A 17,253-nucleotide genomic window follows, 5' to 3' on the forward strand; every position below is an offset into this window, starting at 1 on the left:
GGTGCACGTCGAGCAGCCGAATCTCCGTACCCAATCCACCCCCGGAGCATCGTGCAATGGAAGAGAAAAACATCACCCCCGTCGCGGACAAGCAGCGTGGCGGTATCGGTTACATCCTTCTTTGGGTTCTGGGCGTGCCGATTCCCGTCCTTATCCTGATCTTCCTCGTGCGCGGTTGCACCTGACCCGTTCCCGATCTCACCCGCGCCAAACTGGGGCGTACTGTCGTATAAGCTTCCGTGATCCCCTGCGGAAGTGACCATGTCCCGATCGACCTTGCCGCGCAGCCCCGGTATCGACACGCTGCGCGGGCTCAGTATCGTCCTTGTCGTGATCCACCACCTGGGCCTGCGGCTTCCGTTACATAAGACGGAAGCCGTGGCCTGGGTACCGGCGCTCGTCCTGAAGGGGCTGATCTTCAACGGCTACGAAGCCGTCTTCCTGTTTTTCGCGATATCCGGCTTCCTGATCACCCGCCACACGCTGGAGCGTGACGGCAGCCTCGCGACCATCGACTGGCGCGGCTTCTACGTTCGCCGCGCGGCGCGCATCGTGCCCTGTCTCGTCGGCCTCATCGGGCTCCTGCTGGTCTGTCACGTGTCAGGTGTGCCCAACTACGTGATCGACGAGACCCGACAATCGCCAGCCGGTGCCACGCTGTCCGCGCTGACCTTTACCTTGAACGTCTATGAGGGGCATACGGGTTGGTTGCCTGGCGGGTGGGACGTGCTCTGGTCGCTCTCGATCGAAGAAGTCTTCTATCTCGGCTTTCCGCTGGTTTGTCTGGGCCTGGGCAGGACGCGGTGGATCGTCCCGCTGTTGCTCTTGCTGGTGGTCTCGGTGCCCTTTACCCGCGCTGCCATCGTAAACAACGAAATCTGGCAGGAGAAAGCCTATCTGCCGGGGATGGGGGCCATCGCGGCCGGCGTGCTCGCCGCGCTGTTCCTCGCGCGCCGCGGCGCGCTTTCGCCACCGACCCGGCGCTGCCTCGCGGGCATCGGCGTGCTGGCACTGCTCGTGGTGATGTTCTCGGGAGGCTGGCTGTGGCATGCGGTCCACGAGGGTTATCTGCTCGTGCTGATCGGTGGGGCGGTATGCCTGATACTCGCCGCGCCCGAAGGAGGCCGTGCGCTACCCGGTACCGCGTGGCTTCGATCGATGGGGCAGGCGAGCTATGAAATCTATCTCACGCACATGTTCGTGGTGTTCTCGCTGGTGGGCGTGGCCAGGATGACGGGGACCGACACGGCAAGGGGCTGGCTCTGGTACCTGCCCGCGATCGGCCTGTGCTGGCTGCTCGGCTGGCTCGTGTCTCGATACCTGTCGGAGCCGGCCAATCGCGCCCTGCGCACTCGCATGCTCAGGTCTGCTCGCGTGGCCGCGACGGTGTGACCTCGTCGGCAAAGCTTTCGGCGTGCTCGGCGGGCCTGATTTTCGCGCCACGCGCCACAGCGAGCCCGCGCGTGAGTTCGGCGCCGAGCAGCACGATGATCGACGCGTAGTACACCCACGTGAGCAGGACGACGATGGCGCCGGCCGGACCATACGCGCCGCCAACGGATGCGTGTTCGATATAAAGACCGATGACGAACTTACCCGCGGCGAACAGGACTGCCGTGAGGATGCCTCCGCGTGTCGCGTCCTTCCACGCGATCTGCGCATCGGGAAGCACGCGGTACATGGCACCGAAGGCGACGGCGAAAACGACAAAGGAGATGATCGCCTCGGTGAGTTGCCAGGCCGTGGTATCGCCCGGAATCATGGCCTTGATCAGGCCATTGATGACAAACGAGATGATCAGCAGGAAGGCGATGCCGACGAGCAACCCGAAAGCGCGGGCGCGCGTACGCAGCCATCCGACCACGGCTTCACCCGGTTTGGCTCGTAGCTTCCACACACGATTGAGGGTCGACTGGAGTTGGGTGAATACGGCCGACGCGCTGAACAGCGTGATGATCAGGCCGATGAGACCGACCACGTTGCCCAGGTGGGGACGTTGCTGGGCGTTGTCGATAACCAGCTTGACGGCTCCGGCGCCTTGCGCGCCGATCACGCTGGTCAGGCTGTCGACAAGGTCGTTCTGCCATTCCGGCCGGAGCGCCGCCAATACCCACAACAGGAGCACCAGCAGGGGGGCGAAGGACAGGGCCGAATAAAAGGAAAGCGCCGCGGCCCGGGTCATCAACTCGTCGTCCGTAAAGCCGTCGATCGCAGTGCGGACGGACTTGGTCGCGAGGTCGAACCAGCGGCGCAGGGACATGGTCAGGGGGCGCGGGAGCCCGCGATGGTCTCCCGCGCAGCCAGATCAATGATGACGATCGGAATCACGTGCCTTGTCCGCTGCCTTGCCTACTTCCTTCTGGACCTTGCCGGCATTCTTTTCGATGTTGCCCGCGGCTTCCTTGGCGTGATTGCCCGTGACCTTGCCCACCACTTCCTTCACGGCGCCTTTGACTTCGTGTTTCGTGCCTTCGGTGCGATTCTTGTCCATGTTCGAGTTCCTCACCAGACTCTGCGCGATTCGCAGCGGGATCGATCTAAGCGGTTACGGCATTACAGACGCGTGAAACGTTCGTGCGCTGGCATTCACTCGTTCAAGGTGGCGCAGGATAGTTCGACGCCTTCAGGATCTTCGCCAGGTGTGCCGCGTTGGTGGTGAGGGTGGCGATGGTGCTGGCGACTTTCTCCGGTGTCTTCTTGAGGTCGATGTAATTGGTATCACTCATCGCTTCGCCCACCCAGTAAGCCGAACTTCCCGCGGGGATGGTGAAACCGACGTCCGCCAGCGCCTGGTACAGCTCGGCGGTCACGTGGTGCGCACCGTCCTCGTTACCCACTACGCCCACGATGGCGACCTTGCCAAACGTGGGGTAACGGCCGTCGTCTCCGATGTCACCGAGAATCGCATCCATGCGCTCGAGCACGCGCTTGGAGACGCTGGATGGCTGCCCCATCCAGATCGGCGTAGCGATCACCAGGATGTCGGCCGCCATCATCCGCTCGCGCAGCCCGGGCCAGTCGTCTCCCGCGCCCTCGTCGTGCTTCACGCCGGGTTTGATATTCAGGTCCACCACGCGCTGGCTGTCGGTTCCAACGCCGTGCTTGCTCAAGCCGTCCAGCAGCTGGTCGAGCAGTTTCTGGGTCGACGACGGTTTGGGCGACGGCGACAGCGTGCAGTTCAGTCCCAGTGCTTTCAGCGGCATGGTGGTCTCTCCGATGGAAAGATCACACCGTGGGGCCACGCACGTGCAATGGGCGTCGTCTTCAGGTGCATACGACGCGGCGCTCTTTGGTTAGCATGACGCCCATGTTTTCCTTACCTAAGACGGCGACCGCGCCGTTCTGTCCCTCCGAGGTCGCCGGCTCGATCGTGGTCCCCGCGGAACTGCCGTGGTGGAAGAAGGCCGCACGTTTCGCTGGGCCCGGCCTGCTCGTATCCGTGGGTTACATGGATCCGGGCAACTGGGCGACGGACATCGAGGCCGGCTCGCGCTTCGGTTACCGGCTGCTCTTCGTGGTCCTGCTTTCCAGCCTCGCGGCCATCCTCCTGCAGTGCCTGGCGGCGCGGCTCGGTATCGCCACGCGCAAGGATCTCGCGCGGTTGTCCAGCGAGCGTTATCCGAAGGCGGTGGGCCGGGTGCAGTGGGTGCTTGCGGAGATATCGATCATTTCCTGCGACCTGGCCGAAGTGCTGGGCAGTGCACTGGCCTTCAAGCTGCTGTTCAACGTGTCCCTGCCTGTCGGTGTGGCGTTGACGGCCCTGGACACCTTCATCGTGCTCGGCCTGCAAGGGCAGGGGTTTCGCCGGGTGGAAGCGATCATCCTCGGTCTGGTCGGCACGATCGGCGTCTGTTTCGTGGTCCAGCTGTTCCTGCTTGGACCGGACTGGGCGGCGGTAGCGGCGGGCTTCGTTCCGTCATTGCACGCCTTGTCGTCGCGCGAGCCGCTATACCTGGCCATCGGCATCCTCGGCGCGACGATCATGCCGCACAACCTCTACCTGCACTCCTCCATCGTGCAGACGCGCGCCGTGTCGGGCGACGAGGGCAAACGTGCGGCGATCCGGCTCACGCGGGTCGACACGGTCGCCTCGCTGGGGCTGGCGCTGCTCATCAACGCGTCGATCCTCATCGTGGCCGCCTCCGCCTTCCATCGCACCGGGCGTACCGACGTGGCGGACATCTCCGATGCGTACCAGCTGCTGGCGCCGATCGCCGGAAGCACCGTCGCCGCCCTGGCCTTCGCGATCGGTCTGTTCGCCTCCGGTCAGAGTTCGACCTTTACCGGGACGATCGCCGGGCAGGTGATCATGGACGGTTTCCTGCAGATGAAGCTTCCCTGCTGGCAGCGGCGGCTGATCACGCGAGGGCTGGCCATCATCCCGGCCTTCATTGGCGTGGTGACGATGGGCGATCGTGCGATCGGCGCTTTGCTCGTGGCCAGCCAAGTGGTCCTGAGCCTCCAGCTGCCATTCGCCATGTATCCGCTGATCCGCTTCACCGACGATCGCCGGCTCATGGGCGTGTTTGCCAACAGTCGCCTCGTGTCGTGCTCGGCATGGTTTCTTTTCGCCGTGATTTCGGCAGCCAATCTCTGGCTGGTCGCCCAGGTGTTCAATCTGGCGTGACATCGGGCTGACAAATGCATCACATCGTGCCGCGCAGTCTCGTGAACCGACGACATCCCCGGACCCTGATGCGATGCCGATGCAAAGTCCCCCCGTTCCGGAAACGCCTGGCACTTCACCGGTGATCCCGGAAGAAAAGCCGAAGGATCCCAGGCCGGAGACCCCTGGTACCGATCCGATGCGGGATCGTCCCCAGGAGCGTCCCCCGCATCCCGACGATCCGGAAGACGATGGCGTCCCCAAGCCGCCGGCGCCCGAGGCGCTGGATATTCGCATCCCCTGAATCCGGAGGACTCCCAGTCATGCCTGAGAAACAGACCACTGCCAGGGCACGGAAGGATAAGCGCGAGGGAAAATCGGCAAACACCCAGGCCGGCGAATACGTCAAGGAAGAGATCGACCATGTGCGCGAGGGCAAGCACGGTGTGCGGTCGGCAAAACAGGCGATCGCCATCGGCCTGTCGAAGGCGAGGCGGGATGGCGTGAAGGCCAGACCCGCGAAGACCGCCAGTGCGGCGACAAAGAAAAAGGCGGCTCAGGACACCAAGCCCGCAACGCGAAAGCGCTCGTCCGGGACCGCGGCGAAGAAATCCACCGCACGCAAGCGGGCGACGACCAAGGCGTTGAAGCGTGAAGGAACGGCGGCCGTGTCGAAGCGGGCCTTATCGGCGCAGGCGAAGAAAAGCGCGTCCAGACGCACGGCGAGCAGCCGCTCGACCGCCGCGAAGAAGGCGGCGCATACCAAGGGTGCTACGGGAAGGAAAGCCGCCGCCAAGAAGGCGGCGCGGACCAGGGCAAGGAAGGCATCCTGATCGTCATGGGGCCCGCGTGCTGCGGGCCCGTCGATCAGAGAGCGTCGCCGCTCAGACGGCTGGCGACTTCGCCGAGCCAGTCATAGCCGTCCATTTCGCCGCCGAACAGGTCCATGCCGGCCGTGTCGGCGGCGAGGTAGCCATTGGAGAATTCGAAGGTCGAAATACCGTAGTCGTTGCGAAGCTCATTCATATCGTCTCTCCCAGTCTTTAACGGGACCGGTAATCAATCGTCTGACGCCGCGCCGCCGGTCTCTGGCGTGGCGTGGACCTTGCGCGGCTTCAGGCCGGTAGTGAGGCGCTGAGCGACTGGTCCGTTTCGTTTGGTGAACAATAGGCTCGCTAGTCTTTCGTCACGCCCCGTCCGGGCTTAATTTCTGTACTAACCAGTTTCCTATGCAGCCCTTTCTATGGGCGCCCTCTGGCTTTACAAGGGCCTTCAAGCGTTAAAAGCTTGGACAGCGGGTGTAAGCAAAAGGTTCAAAAAAAAATACATCCGGGCGGTTGCGGCGGTGTTACGGGTTTCTTGCTGTGCCCTTTCGTTCGCCGTTTGCGCCCCATCTGTTAACCCAAGTTTAACTCAGGGGCGAGCGTGTCGCCACGTAGGGCGTGAGCGTTCGTTCAGCTAGAATCGACAATCCCCCCGGCCCAGGGCCGGTTTGACCGCTTTTGTACGAGGAGTTCCACCATGAAATCTCGCGCCGCCGTTGCCTGGGAGGCCGGAAAGCCGCTCTCCATCGAAGAAATCGATGTTCAGGGTCCGAAGGCGGGCGAAGTCCTCGTGCGCATCGTGGCTACCGGTGTGTGCCACACCGACGCCTACACGTTGTCGGGCGACGACCCGGAGGGCGCCTTCCCGGTCATCCTCGGCCATGAAGGCGGTGGCATCGTGGAAGAGGTCGGTGAGGGCGTGACGTCGCTCAAGCCTGGCGACCACGTCATACCGCTCTATACGCCCGAATGCGGCGAGTGCAAGTTCTGCCTGTCGGGCAAGACGAATCTCTGCCAGAAGATCCGCCTCACCCAGGGCAAGGGCCTGATGCCGGACGGTACCTCGCGTTTCTCGCTGGGTGGCAAGTCCTTGCTTCACTACATGGGTACGAGCACCTTCAGCGAGTACACGGTGCTGCCGGAGATTTCCCTGGCGAAGATCAGCAAGGAAGCGCCGCTGGAGAAGGTCTGCCTCCTCGGCTGTGGGATCACCACGGGGATTGGCGCCGTGCTGAACACGGCCAAGGTAGAGCCGGGTTCGACCGTGGCGGTCTTCGGCATGGGCGGTATCGGCTTGTCGGTCGTGCAGGGCGCGGTGATGGCCAAGGCGTCGCGCATCATCGTCGTCGACACCAATCCGTCGAAGTTCGAGATGGCGAAGATGCTGGGCGCCACCGACTGCATCAATCCGCGCGACTACCCGGATACCCCGATCCAGCAGGTCATCGTCGATCTGACCGATGGCGGCGTCGACTATTCGTTCGAGTGCATCGGCAGCGTCGAGGTGATGCGCGCCGCGCTCGAGTGCTGCCACAAGGGCTGGGGCGAATCGATCATCATCGGCGTCGCGGGTGCCGGCCAGGAGATTCGCACGCGCCCGTTCCAGCTGGTGACCGGGCGCGTCTGGCGCGGTTCCGCGTTCGGCGGCGTGAAGGGGCGCAGCCAGTTGCCCGGTTATGTCGATCGATACATGGGTGGTGAGATCAAGATCGACCCGATGATCACGTATACGATGGGGCTGGAAGACATCAATCGCGCCTTCGACCTCATGCACGAGGGCAAGGCCATCCGCTCCGTCATTATTTATTGAGCTTGCCGATGAATGCATCGATCGACCTGATCCGCCGCTACCACGAGGCGTTCAACCGCGCTGACTGGCCAGGCATGCTGGCCTTGTTGGACGAGAACGTCATTCATGACCTCAACCAGAGCGGCCGTGAAGTCGGGCGAGAGCGCTTTGCGGCCTTCCTCAAGCGAACGACCGTGAGCTATGACGAGCAGTTGAAAAACGTGGTCGTGATGACAAACGACACGGGCAGCCGGGGCGCCGCGGAATACATGATCCACGGCGTGTACAGGGCCACCGACGAAGGACTGCCCCTAGCCCAGGGGCAGTCGTATGCACTGGCTGGAGGCGCCTTCTTCGAGATCGCCGACAGCAGGATCCTGCGGGTCAGCAACTATTACAACCTCGAGGACTGGCTCGCCCAGATACGTCGGATCGACGTCGACTGAGCCTTGAACGGGCAGGCAACGGGCCGCAGGTCTTCTTCGACCCGTTGCCCTCTCAAGGTTGAGCATGCCCTGGACGAACCCGTACTTCGACCGTTCGAAGGAACACCATACGCCGGAAGGATTCCGCAACCTTGAACCGGAAATTCGGCCGCCCGGCGGCCTGAAACGCTGGCGCAAGGAGCGTAAGGAGCAGCAGCTCCCCCGTCCACCCGAGGCCGGCTACGAAGCCTTCGCCCGACGCTGGTGCCAGGCCGCGGATGTCAGTGGCAACCAGGATGCAGCGTGGTGGCTTGGCCACGCGACCGTCCTGGTCCGACACCAGGGTCTTACCGTCCTCACCGATCCCGTGCTTGGGCAACGTGCCTCGCCGCTCTCGTTCGCCGGCCCCGCGCGCCGCACGATGACTCCCGTCGACGTGGCTGGCCTGCCCGCCATCGATGTGGTGGTCATTTCGCACAACCACTACGACCATCTCGACAGCGCGACCGTGCATGCGCTCGCCCGGCGCTTTCCCCAGGCTGTTTTCCTCGTGCCTCTCGGCTTGAAGCGCTGGTTCGACAAGGCCGGTATCGGCAACGTGCGTGAGCTGGACTGGTGGGCGAGCACCGAGGTCCGGGGTGCGATGTTCACCTTCGTGCCGGCGCGTCACTGGAGCGCGCGAACCTTGTGGGACCGTAACCGCTCACTCTGGGGCGGTTGGGTCATGGATCATCAGGGCTTTCGTTTCTGGTTCGCGGGCGATACGGGCTATTCCGACAAGCTTGCCGAGATCGGTCGCCGGGCGGGTCCGATCGATCTGGCGGCCATTCCTATCGGGGCCTATGCTCCTCGCTGGTTCATGCAGGGGCAGCATGTCGACCCCGCACAGGCCGTGCAACTGCATCGGGATGTCGGCTGCAAGCGCTCCATCGCGATTCACTGGGGTGTGTTCGAGCTGGCCGATGACCAACTGGACGAGCCGCCCCGGCTGCTCGGCGAGGCCCTGGCCGAGGCGGGCCTGACGGAGGACGATTTCATGCTCCTCAACATCGGCGGCCGAATTGCGCTCTAATGGTGGACCCGATCAACCGAAAGCCGCCCATCATGTCGTTTCATGAATTCCGCCTCGAAGGCGACTACGTCGAACTCAACCTGCTGCTGAAGCTTGCCGGCCTCGCCGGAAGCGGTGGCGAAGGCAAGCGTTTCGTCGCCGATGGCCTGGTGACGGTCGACGGTGTCGTCGAGCTGCGTAAGACGCATAAGGTCCGCGCTGGCCAGTTGGTCAAGTTTGGCGATGAAGAAATCAGCGTGTTGCCCGAAGAGGATTGAGCGTCGGATTCGCGCATTAAAAAACCCGGCGCCTCGCGGCGCCGGGTTTTTTCGTTCATGCGCCTGGCATTACATGCCCGACGAGGACGACTTGGCCGGAGCCGCAGTGTCGCCAGTGGCCGCCTTCTTGTGCGCCTTCTTGTGGGTCGACTTCATGCTGCCATCGGACTTCATGGCGCCGTCCGACTTCATGGCGTCACCGGACTTCATCGAGCTGTCCGAGGACGTGGCCGACGTGTCGGAGGTGCCCGACTTCATCGCATCGCTGCTCGTCTGCGTGGGCGTGGCACTCTTGTCGGCTTTCTGGGCGGCATCCTGCGCGAAGGCCGCGCCGCTCATGACGGTACAACCAGCCAGCATCGCGAGGATCAGTTTCGTGTTGCGCATGACGTAGCTCCTGGAACTTGTGGCGCCGATAGGAACATTGCGATACCCGGCGCGTAGGCATCGCTCACCGGTAACCCGGACTGAGTGCGTGGTGCAGAAGCTATCCCTTTTTCGATGAACGTTGCTCTTGCAACGCAGCATTTCCTAGGCGTTCGTTCAGGTGAAAATTAGCGTTCGTTAAGTGACGGCGTGAGACGCGGCGGGTGAGCGCGACGCCCGTCAATGAAAGTCGCGCGAGACCGAGCCCAAAGACGGAAGCAGGTCACTGAAATCGTGAAGACGATTCGCTATCAGATGGCGCACGCCATCGATCGATTGCCACTGCCCATCGACCGCGAGGAGCACCGCATCGAGCAGTGCCTGGCGACAGGCTTCGGCCACCTTGGGTCGCACGATCACGTTGACCTGGCCGGTTTCGTCTTCCAGCGTGACGAAGGTGATACCGCTGGCGGTCTGTGGACGCTGGCGCACCGTGACCAGGCCGGCATGGCGCAGCCAGGCTCCGTTGCGCGTGTTTTCGAGGTCGCTGGCGCGTCGCACACGCCTGGCCTGCAAGTTCTTGCGAATCAGGCCGAGTGGATGCGCGGCGAGCGAGAGGCCCTGGGTGGCGTAGTCGGCGAAGACATTTTCCGCGAGCGTGGGCGGTCGCAGGGTGGGGCGTTCCTCGGCGACGTTATCGAGCAAGGGCAGCGTGCGCTCGATGCCGGAGCTCTCCCAGCGTGCCCGATGGCGATGGCCGCTGAGGACGCGCAAGGCGCCCGCGTCGGCCAGGCGTTCGCGCTCGAAGCGGTTCATTCCGGCGCGCCGGGCGAGATCGGCCAGGTCGCGGAAGGGTGCTGCCGTGCGTGCGGTGACGATCCGTGTGCCGAGATCGGCAGAGAGGCCGCCGATAAGACGCAGCCCCAGGCGCAGGGCGAAGGGCGTGGTCTTGATCGCCCCAGCTTTCCCTGGCAAAGGCTCCAGCGTGCAGTCCCAGTCGCTGCTGGTGACATCCGGCGGACGTACTTCCACGCCATGCCGACGCAGGTCGGCAACCAGTTGCGCCGGTGCATAGAAACCCATCGGCTGGCTGTTGAGCAGCGCGCAGGTGAAGATCGCCGGATGGTGGCATTTCATGAAAGAAGAGGCATAGGCGATCAGGGCGAAGCCGGCCGCATGCGATTCGGGAAAACCGTAACTGCCGAAGCCCTTGATCTGGTCGATGATCTGCTGGGTGAATTCGGGTGAGTACAGGTTCTCCGCCATGTTGCGGCGAATCTTCGGCTCGAATTTCTCCAGCCCGCCACGGCGCTTCCACGCCGCCATGGAGCGGCGCAATTCGTCCGATTCGCCGGCCGTGAATTTCGCGACGACCTGCAGGAGCGCCATGACCTGCTCCTGGAAGATCGGCACGCCGAGCGTGCGCTCCAGCACGGGCCGCACGTCATGTTCGTAGACGATCTCGCTGGGGTGAAGCTTTCGCCGCTGCAGGTAGGGATGGACCATGCCGCCCTGGATGGGGCCGGGCCGAACGATCGCCACCTGGATGACGAGGTCGTAATAGCACGTCGGTTTCAGTCGCGGCAGCATGGACATCTGCGCGCGCGATTCGATCTGGAAAACGCCGACGGTGTCGGCATTCTGGATCATGTCGTAAGTAGGTCCATCTTCCATGGGGATATCGGCGAGACGGCGGTAATCCTTGCCACCGTGAAGGCGCAGCAGGTCGATCGCCTTGCGCATGCAGGTGAGCATGCCCAAGGCCAGGCAATCCACCTTGAGCAGCTTCATCGTTTCGAGGTCGTCTTTGTCCCACTGGATGATCGTGCGATCGTCCATCGCCGCGTTCTCGACGGGAACGAGGTAATGCAGCGGCGTGTCGGAAATGACGAAGCCACCCACATGCTGCGAAAGGTGCCGGGGCATGCCGTTGAGTTCCTCCACCAGCACGACCAGCTGGCGGATGGTCCGGCTGGTGATGTCGAAGCCACGCTCCTGCAGGCGTACGGTGATCGGCACGTCGCCATGGGCATGTGAGTAGGCATGACTCAACTGGTCGAGCTGGTCTTCGGACAGCCCGAGCGCGCGACCGATGTCGCGGGCGGCGCTCTTGCGCCGGTAGCTGATCACGGTGGCGGCGAGCGCGGCGCGTTCGCGCCCGTATTTGTTGAAGACGTACTGCAGTACTTCCTCGCGGCGTTCATGCTCGAAATCGACGTCGATATCCGGCGGTTCGTCGCGCTCGATGGAAATGAAACGCTCGAACAGGGTGGAGGTCTGCGCCGGATTGACCTCGGTGATGCCCAGGCAGAAGCAGACCACGGAGTTCGCGGCCGAGCCGCGCCCCTGGCAGAGGATGTCGCGTGAGCGGGCGAATCGCACGATGTCCTGCACGGTGAGGAAGAAGGCCTCGTATTGCATCTTGCCGACGAGCATCAGCTCCGTCTCGATGCGTTCGACCAGCTTTTCGGGGATGCCCTCGGGCCAGCGCGTGGCGGCGCCGGCATAGGTGAGCTGACGCAGGTAGGCCGGCGCGTCCATGCCTTCGGGCACCAGTTCGCGGGGGTAGACGTAGTTGATCTTGCGGATGTCGAAACCGGTGCAGCGCGCGGCCACGATGAGTGTCTCGGCAATGAGGTCAGCGGGATAGATGCGTGCGAGGGTCTCGCGCCGGCGCAGGTGGCGCTCTCCGTTGGGAAACAGGGCATGACCCGCATCGGCGACGGGACGATTGAGGCGGATCGCCGTCATCACGTCCTGCAGGACGCGGCGCCGGCGCAGGTGCATATGGACATCGCCGGCGGCGACACAAGGCAGCGCATGACGTGCGCCGAGTTCGCGCAGGGCGGATAGTTCGACATCGTCATGCTGGCTTCGATGCAGCTCCACGGCAAGCCATGCGCGGCCACTGAAATGGGTGGCCACCCAGCGCGCGCGGTCGTCGTGCAAGGCGGCATCGGTGGCGGCCAGGGGGCCGGGGATCCACAGCACGCAGAGGCCTTCGGCCATCGGCTCGAAGTCCGTTCGGCGTACTTCATAGTGGCCTTTGCGGGCGCGCCGACGGGCCAGGGTGATGAGCCGGCATAGCTCGGCGTAGCCCGCCTGGTTCTCCACCAGCAGCACCAGGACGGTGCCATCATCGAGGCGGAACTCGCTGCCGACGATCAGGGGAAGGCCGGTTTCCAGCGACGCCTCCAGGGCTCGCACGATGCCGGAAAGGGAGCACTCGTCGGTCATGGCCAGGGCGTCGTACCCGATGTCCTTCGCACGTTCGAACAGTTCGCGCGCGTTGGACGCGCCACGCTGGAAACTGAAGTCACTCAATGCATGCAGTTCGGCATAGGCGGGGGCAGGGACATCCCCGTCGTTGGCGGGAGGCGGTAGTTCGAAGGGATGCATGGGAGCTCAGGCGAACCAGCCGTGCAGCATCCAGCCGTCGAGGGTGCCGGGTGGCAGGTAGGCCCACGCCTGCTGTCCTTCCGCGGTGCGCACGATGTAGTAATCGCGACGCGCGTCGGCGCCGTCCCACCAGCCGCTTTCGATGCGCTCGGGGCCCGCAAGGACGGCAACCGGATCCGGCCGCATCGGCAGGGGACGAGGCAGCAGCCAGAGGGGGCGGCGCCGACGCGGCAAGGAAACGACAGGGCCGGGCGTGCCATAGCGCATGGCACGCTCGGGTCGATGGTCGGCGACCAGCGCGATCTGCCGCAACGCCGCGTCGCCCAGGCGCGCACGCAGTCGCTCGTCCAGGGTGGGCCAGTCGAGCCCATCACCACGAACGGGTTCGAACAGGTCGCGCAGGGGTGGCCGGAAGACCGGCAACTCGTCGGCGACGAGTTCGATTGCCCGCGCCGGTGACGGTAGCGTGGCCCGCTCGAGGCGGGTGCGTGCCAGTTCGAAAAGACGCTCGGCTTCGCGCTGGGGCGCAGCCATGGCGACGACGATACGGGTGCTCTCGCCGCGGGCGTGTTCGAGTGTCAGGGTGAAGCGCTGCACGCCGCCGTCGCGTGCCGCAAGCAGGTTGGCCAGTTCGCGGGTCAGGCGACGCAAGGGGAACAGCAAGGGCTGACTGCCATCGAGTTCGCTGTCGAATTCGATTCGCTGCTGGAAATTCGCCGGTGGCTGCCAGGCGGGCAGGGCATGCGCCGACTGGCCACGGATGCGATCGAGCCAGGCGACGCCGTCGCGGCCGATGCGCCGGGTCAATTCGGGACGGGGCAGGCGGAAGATGTCTTCCAGGCGGCGGAAGCCCATCGCTTGCAGCGACTTCACCATGCTGGCGGAAAGACCGCTTTGGCCCAGAGGCAATGCAGCCAGCATGCGCAGCACGCCGTCGCGTTCCGGCAGCACCATGCCATCCGCACTCGCGGCGAAAATCCACGAGGCGGAAGCGAAGGGCGTGGCTGCCATGGTGTGCGGATGCCCCTGTTCGAGCAGGCCGCTACGAAGGCGTTCGGCGAGTACCGGCCAGCCATCGAACAGGCGCAGGCTGGCCCCGACTTCCATCAGGATCGCCTGGGGCGGTGCCAGGCTGACGTGGCCACTGAACTGGTAACACCAGGCCGCTATCCCGGCGAGCAGGCGGGTTTCCGCGTCGCGGTCGCGTGGGCGTACATCGAGGGCCGGGCACAGCGCCCGCGCGGCGGCGACGCTCTGCCCGCGGCGTACGCCCAGGGACGCGGCTTCTTCATTGGCGGCGGCGATCAGGCGCTGGCGCGCGTGGCCGTCGAGGAGAGCGGAGGGGCCTGCCTCCGGTGTCGCGGCGAAGGCGGCGGAGAACGCCAGGCCGGGAAAACGGAGGCAGGCCCAAAGCATGGCTGCGTAAGAGGGGCGACGACGGAGCGTCCGTCATGACGGCGTGTGGAACGCGGCGTCATGACGGGATCCATCAGGCCCGCATGCGCAGCAGCGGAGCGGTGGTGGTCAGCAGACCGCGCGACTTGAGGACATCCACATAGGTGGCCTCGTCACTGTTGCTGACCTTGAGACGGAGCGCGGCCGGGCTGTTCTGCTCGGCATGCGTGGCCGGCCGGAAAATCATGGCGCAGGCGTCGCCGGTTTCGGCGGCCAGTTGGAGGCGCCGCAGGCTGCGGTAATCGATGTCCGGCAGCCAGCCGACCACGGCGCCGCAGCAACCCGAGCGCAGGCACTGTTCCATGCTCCATGCGGCCTCCGTGCTGCCGGCATGGATTTCATGCAGGAAGCGCAGGTCGACACCGGCGGCGGCGAGCGCGGGGGCATACGGAAGATAAGGCGGCGCCACGAAGATCACCCGGCGGTGTTCCTGGGTCAGTGCGGCGAGCGCCGGCATGACCAGGTCCAGTTCGCCCAGGCCGTCGTGCTCGAACAGGATTTCGCTGAGCGCGCCCTGCGGCCAGCCGCCGCCGGGCAGTTTCGCATCGAGCGAGGTCCAGCCCGTGGACAGCGCGCGGACGCGCGGCTGACGATCGGCGGAACGCCGCCAGATACCGGGATGGTCGAGCACCTGAGCGAGATTCGGGGAAGCGATGGCGTTCATGGTCAGGTCCTGCGAATGATGCCGACGTAACGCCCTTCGATGGCGAACGCGTGGCGACGGGGGTCGACTTCGATCGGCTCGAAGTCGGGATTTTCAGGCAGTAACAGAAGGCGGTTGCGGTCGTGCTTGAGGCGTTTCACGGTGACTTCGTCATCCAGCCGCGCGACGACGATCTGGCCGTCGGTAGCGACAGCCGTCTTGTGCACGGCGAGCAGGTCGCCATCCAGGATGCCGGCATCGCGCATGCTCAGGCCGACGACACGCAGGAGGTAGTCGGCGCGCGGGCGGAACAGCGCGGGGTCGACTTCCAGTTGCGATTCGATGTTTTCCTCGGCGAGGATGGGCGAACCGGCGGCGACGCGACCGATCAGCGGCAGCTCGTTGGCGGCAGGGCCACGAAGGCTCGATGCCAGGCCGGCGGGCAGGCGCAGGCCGCGGTGCTGCGGGGAGCGCTCCAGCACGCCCTTGCGGACCAGGGACTCGACGCAGGCCTGTGCCGAGCTGTGGCTGGAAAAGCCCAGGGCATCGGCGATCTCGCGCAGTGTCGGCGGAAGCCCCTGCGTCTGCAGGTATTCCTGCAGGAAGGAAAGGGTCTTTTGCTGACGCTCGGTAAGGGTAGGTGTCGACATGCGTACATTTGTACACATGCTGAGGAAGCGGTGCAAGGGGGGAGTTTCGATTACGGGATGTCTCAAGGGTGTGTCGCCCTATCTCAGTACGGTTTCCCCCTACGCAAAGGCGAGGGCAGAGGCATCTAGAGATGGGGTGTGATTAGGTCAAGCATGGACAAACCCCGGGATAAGCCGCCTGAGCGGCCCAGAGAACTGCCATGAGTGCCATCCCTGCCTCCAGCGCGACATCTCCCCCTCAGCCCGCGGGATGCAGGCAGCTTGCATGCTCCCCATCCTCAACGCAGGATGCCGCCATGGAACATAGACTTACCCAGCTGGAGGCCACCACCCGGCATATTCAGGATGATCTTCGTGGCCTGCGTACCGAGGTGCGTGATTTCAAAGGCGAGATGCGCGACTTTCAGAAGGACGTCCGTTCCGAATTCCGCGACGTCCGCTACCAGGCCCGCACGGATTTCCGCCTCCTGTTCGGCGCGATTATCACGGTCGCCGTGGGTATGGCTGCCCTGATGGCCAAGGGTTTTCACTGGGTCTAGCGTCGCCTTGGGACCGGTGCGACGCCATTCGTGCATTTCTTGTTGCACGTTTGTGCATGTTTACGTACATTGATGCATATTCCTTGTCCCCGGAATCTGCATGAATCCCGTACGCGCTACCCGTTTGATCTTTCTACTTTCCGGTATAGGCATGGCCAGCTGGGCACCGATGGTGCCTTATGCCAAGGCGCGCCTGGCCCTCGATGACGCGACGCTTGGCCTCGTGCTGCTATGCATGGGTTTCGGTGCGGTGATCGCCATGCCCCTGGCGGGTTTCCTGAGCCATCGCTTCGGCCACCGCGACGTGATCGGCGTGAGTGGTTTGCTGGTTTGCCTGGCACTGCCGTTACTGACCCTTGCACCGAGCGTCTGGTGGCTGGGCGCGGCCTTGCTGTTCTTCGGCGCCTCGCTGGGTGTGGTCGACGTGGCGATGAATGCACACGCGGTGGATGTCGAGAAGCAGCAGGGCAGGCCGATGATGTCCGGTTTCCACGGTTTGTTCAGCGTGGGCGGACTGGCCGGTTCGGCTGGCATGGCGGCCTTGTTGCACACGGGGTCGCCCCTGACAGGTAGCGCGATCGCGGTATCGATCCTGTTACTGGCCATCGTCGCCACGCAGTGGAGGCACTTCCTCGTCCGTCACGACGATGGCTCCGGTGAGCCCCACGCACCGTTCCGGCTGCCAGGTGCTGCCGTCTTCCTTCTCGGTTTCCTGTGCATGGTGGTGTTCCTTGCCGAAGGCGCCATGCTCGACTGGAGCGCCGTGTTCCTGCGCTTTTCGCGCGGTTTCGAGCCATCGGTGGCCGGCCTGGGTTACGCGGCGTTCTCGGTGGCCATGGCCGTGGGACGACTGCTTGGCGACCGCATCACCGCCGCCTTTGGCCCGGTCAACATCGTTCGTTTCGGTAGCCTGATCGCCGCTGCTGGCTTTTTCCTCGCTACGGCGCTGCCTTGGGGGCCCGTTGCCCTGCTTGGTTTCGCCATGGTTGGCATCGGTGCCTCGAACATCGTGCCCGTACTGTTCAGTGCCGCCGGCCGGCTGCCCCGGACATCGCCCAGCATCGCCATCGCCACGGTGACCTCGCTGGGTTACGCCGGCATGCTCGCCGGGCCGGCGGTCATCGGGTTCGTCGCCAAGGCCAGCACGCTGTCGGTCGCCCTGGCCGGCGTCGCGGGCCTGCTCATCGTGGTATCCCTCTGCGCATCCATTGCGCGTCGCTGATCAAGG

At 64.4% G+C, this 17,253-nt stretch carries 19 protein-coding genes; 10 read left to right on the forward strand and 9 right to left on the reverse strand.

The annotated features are described in order from the left end of the window. Window positions 1-56: 56 nt before the first annotated feature. Window positions 57-185, forward strand: coding sequence for a hypothetical protein (locus BJI69_RS23070; protein WP_280136186.1), 129 nt, complete (start codon window positions 57-59; stop codon window positions 183-185). Between the two features lie 76 nt (window positions 186-261). Beyond that, entirely contained in the window at window positions 262-1,392 is a 1,131-nt protein-coding gene (locus BJI69_RS16060) for an acyltransferase family protein (RefSeq protein WP_046966762.1), read from the forward strand. On the opposite strand, the gene BJI69_RS16065 is transcribed toward BJI69_RS16060, so the two are convergent. The 3 genes from BJI69_RS16065 to BJI69_RS16075 form a co-directional block, all read right to left on the reverse strand. Next, on the reverse strand, window positions 1,361-2,260 hold the full coding sequence (locus tag BJI69_RS16065; protein WP_046966763.1) for a YihY/virulence factor BrkB family protein: 900 nt from the start codon (window positions 2,258-2,260) through the stop codon (window positions 1,361-1,363). The genes BJI69_RS16060 and BJI69_RS16065 overlap by 32 nt on opposite strands. Before the next feature lie 45 nt (window positions 2,261-2,305). Next, on the reverse strand, window positions 2,306-2,491 hold the full coding sequence (locus BJI69_RS16070; protein WP_046966764.1) for a CsbD family protein: 186 nt from the start codon (window positions 2,489-2,491) through the stop codon (window positions 2,306-2,308). A gap of 103 nt (window positions 2,492-2,594) precedes the next feature. Then, entirely contained in the window at window positions 2,595-3,203 is a 609-nt protein-coding gene (locus tag BJI69_RS16075) for a flavodoxin family protein (RefSeq protein ID WP_046966765.1), read from the reverse strand. A gap of 104 nt (window positions 3,204-3,307) precedes the next feature. Between BJI69_RS16075 and BJI69_RS16080 the strand changes: the two genes are divergently transcribed. Then, window positions 3,308-4,627 (forward strand): Nramp family divalent metal transporter, encoded by a 1,320-nt coding sequence (locus tag BJI69_RS16080; RefSeq protein ID WP_078023515.1) that lies wholly within the window; start codon window positions 3,308-3,310, stop codon window positions 4,625-4,627. Window positions 4,628-4,929: 302 nt separating this feature from the next. Next, complete coding sequence (locus tag BJI69_RS16085; RefSeq protein WP_071925005.1) at window positions 4,930-5,439, forward strand: DUF6496 domain-containing protein; 510 nt, start codon at window positions 4,930-4,932, stop codon at window positions 5,437-5,439. Window positions 5,440-5,473: 34 nt separating this feature from the next. On the opposite strand, the gene BJI69_RS22550 is transcribed toward BJI69_RS16085, so the two are convergent. Further along, a complete protein-coding gene (locus BJI69_RS22550; RefSeq protein WP_154670752.1) occupies window positions 5,474-5,632 on the reverse strand; it encodes a hypothetical protein in 159 nt (52 codons plus the stop codon). Between the two features lie 495 nt (window positions 5,633-6,127). Here BJI69_RS22550 and BJI69_RS16090 point away from each other — a divergent pair, with 495 nt between their 5' ends. From BJI69_RS16090 to BJI69_RS16105, 4 genes are all read left to right on the forward strand, one after another. After that, a complete protein-coding gene (locus tag BJI69_RS16090; RefSeq protein WP_046966767.1) occupies window positions 6,128-7,240 on the forward strand; it encodes an S-(hydroxymethyl)glutathione dehydrogenase/class III alcohol dehydrogenase in 1,113 nt (370 codons plus the stop codon). Between the two features lie 8 nt (window positions 7,241-7,248). After that, entirely contained in the window at window positions 7,249-7,665 is a 417-nt protein-coding gene (locus BJI69_RS16095; protein ID WP_046966768.1) for a ketosteroid isomerase-related protein, read from the forward strand. Window positions 7,666-7,729: 64 nt separating this feature from the next. Continuing rightward, window positions 7,730-8,716: an MBL fold metallo-hydrolase gene (locus BJI69_RS16100; RefSeq protein ID WP_046966769.1), complete on the forward strand. Its 987-nt coding sequence runs from the start codon at window positions 7,730-7,732 to the stop codon at window positions 8,714-8,716. 32 nt (window positions 8,717-8,748) lie between these two features. Continuing rightward, window positions 8,749-8,973 carry an RNA-binding S4 domain-containing protein gene (locus BJI69_RS16105; protein WP_046966834.1) on the forward strand — a complete coding sequence of 75 codons (225 nt, stop codon included), beginning with the start codon at window positions 8,749-8,751 and terminating at the stop codon, window positions 8,971-8,973. A gap of 69 nt (window positions 8,974-9,042) precedes the next feature. Here BJI69_RS16105 and BJI69_RS16110 read toward each other — a convergent pair whose 3' ends face one another. From BJI69_RS16110 to lexA, 5 genes are all read right to left on the reverse strand, one after another. Next, a complete protein-coding gene (locus BJI69_RS16110; RefSeq protein ID WP_046966770.1) occupies window positions 9,043-9,360 on the reverse strand; it encodes a hypothetical protein in 318 nt (105 codons plus the stop codon). Between the two features lie 219 nt (window positions 9,361-9,579). Then, window positions 9,580-12,738: an error-prone DNA polymerase gene (locus BJI69_RS16115; RefSeq protein WP_046966771.1), complete on the reverse strand. Its 3,159-nt coding sequence runs from the start codon at window positions 12,736-12,738 to the stop codon at window positions 9,580-9,582. 6 nt (window positions 12,739-12,744) lie between these two features. Beyond that, entirely contained in the window at window positions 12,745-14,154 is a 1,410-nt protein-coding gene (locus BJI69_RS16120; RefSeq protein ID WP_046966772.1) for a Y-family DNA polymerase, read from the reverse strand. Window positions 14,155-14,227: 73 nt separating this feature from the next. Continuing rightward, a complete protein-coding gene (gene imuA, locus BJI69_RS16125) occupies window positions 14,228-14,857 on the reverse strand; it encodes a translesion DNA synthesis-associated protein ImuA (protein WP_046966773.1) in 630 nt (209 codons plus the stop codon). A gap of 2 nt (window positions 14,858-14,859) precedes the next feature. Next, entirely contained in the window at window positions 14,860-15,486 is a 627-nt protein-coding gene (lexA, locus tag BJI69_RS16130; protein WP_046966774.1) for a transcriptional repressor LexA, read from the reverse strand. A 296-nt stretch (window positions 15,487-15,782) separates the two neighbouring features. On the opposite strand from lexA, the gene BJI69_RS16135 reads away from it, so the two are divergent. Both BJI69_RS16135 and BJI69_RS16140 read left to right on the forward strand, forming a co-directional pair. Beyond that, window positions 15,783-16,025 carry a hypothetical protein gene (locus tag BJI69_RS16135; protein ID WP_046966775.1) on the forward strand — a complete coding sequence of 81 codons (243 nt, stop codon included), beginning with the start codon at window positions 15,783-15,785 and terminating at the stop codon, window positions 16,023-16,025. A gap of 100 nt (window positions 16,026-16,125) precedes the next feature. After that, window positions 16,126-17,247, forward strand: coding sequence for an MFS transporter (locus BJI69_RS16140; protein WP_046966776.1), 1,122 nt, complete (start codon window positions 16,126-16,128; stop codon window positions 17,245-17,247). Window positions 17,248-17,253: the final 6 nt, after the last annotated feature.

The organism is Luteibacter rhizovicinus DSM 16549 (genome assembly GCF_001887595.1).
Taxonomy (GTDB): Bacteria; Pseudomonadota; Gammaproteobacteria; order Xanthomonadales; family Rhodanobacteraceae; genus Luteibacter; species Luteibacter rhizovicinus.